Below are 1,563 nucleotides of genomic sequence, written 5' to 3' on the forward strand. Positions count from 1 at the left end.
CTGAGGCTGCTGGGGGGCCTGCGGGGCCTGGGGAGCCTGGGGACGTCGAGCAGCGCCGCAGGAGTGAACTGGCCCTGCTCGCCTGGCCGGAGGCGGCCGGGACCACGCCGGAGCAGCGGGAGGCGCTGGAGTTGGCCGTACGCCACCAACTCGCGCCCCGTGAGGTCGCCGCCGTGCTCGGGCTCGAACTCTCCGCCGCGCGCGAGCTGCTGGCCGGCGCGGCCTGCGAGGTGGAGCGCACCCGGGCCGCGCTCGCGGTCGTCGAGACCGGCACCTGCCCGATCGTCGCCCGGCTCACCGGCGACCACCAGGTGCTGCTCGGCACGGCCCTGCGCCTCGAACTCGTACGGCACGTGGACGACTGCCCGCGCTGCCGTCGCACCGCCGAGCGTGCGGGGGCCGCGGCCTGGCCCGGTACCGCGATCACTCCGGTGGAGCTTCCGGTGGTCGCGGCGCCGCGGGGTGCGGTGTGCGCGGTCATGAGCCATACGCCGCGTACGCGTTCACGCGCGCGTGGCGCGGCGCCGCGCTTCGACCGGCGCGGGTTTCCGATGGACCCCAAGGACCGTGTCGCCCGGCGCGACCGGCTACGCGCGCGTGCCGTGACGACGACCGTCGTGGCGACGGTGGTGGCGGCGCCGGTGCTCGCGTTGTGGGCGGCGTACCGGGGGGCGCCGCTCACCGGTGAGGGCCGGGAGGCGGGCGGGATCTCCGCGAGTGAGGCGGACCGGTCCGACGGGATCGGCGGCGAACGGCGGCGGGACGCGTACGAGAACGCCGGGAACGCCCGTACCGAGCCCGGCTCCCGCTTCACCTCCGGTGGCCACTCGCCCGATGTCTCGGTCGAGGTGATCAGTCCGGGAGCGCCGCCGTCCCGGGCCGGGGTGGGGCCGGGACGGCTCACCGTCGACGCGCAGCCGCACGGCGCGACGACGCTGATCACGCTCACGGCTTCGGGTGGCTCGCCGGTGTCCTGGTCGGCGCGGGCCGGTGCGTCCTGGCTCTACCTGAGCCGGTCATCCGGGACGCTTCGGCCCGGTGAGTCCGTCACGATCCAGGTGTACGTCGACGGGTATCGGCAGCCTGAGGGGCCCTGGCGCGCGCGGGTCTCGGTGGATCCGGGGGGCTCGGTGGTCGTGATCGACGGCCACGGGCCGTCTCGGCCGTCGCCCTCCGACCCGGGCCCGTCTCCTGCGGACCCAAGCCCCTCGGACCCTGGCCCGTCCGACCCTGGCCCGTCCGACCCCGGCCCGTCCGACCCGTCGCCCTCCGAGCCGGGCCCGTCGGACCCGCCTCCCTCGCCGACGGATCCGTCCCCGTCGGACCCCTCGCCGTCGGACCCGTCCCCCTCGGACCCGGGCGGGTCCGACCCTGACCCGACGCCGTCTCCCTCGGACTCCGAGCCGGACCCGTCGCCGACTGACTCGGACCCGTCGCCGAGCGACGGCGTGAGCCCCGCACCCACAGAGTGAACGTTTCGGCAGGTGGGGGTGGGCGCCAGAGCTTCTTCCCCCACCCCGCCCCTTCCCGAAAGGCCTCGCCGGCCGGGCTGAAAGATGGCCT

1 protein-coding gene is annotated in these 1,563 nt (G+C 76.3%); it reads left to right on the forward strand.

The genetic code is table 11. From position 1 onward, the window contains the following. Positions 1 to 1,472, forward strand: a 1,472-nt coding sequence (locus tag U9R90_RS36105; RefSeq protein WP_411061717.1) for a BACON domain-containing protein, incomplete at its 5' end; no start/stop codon positions are given. Positions 1,473 to 1,563 lie beyond the last annotated feature (91 nt).

Source organism: Streptomyces sp. E11-3, from assembly GCF_046540415.1.
GTDB lineage: Bacteria > Actinomycetota > Actinomycetes > Streptomycetales > Streptomycetaceae > Streptomyces.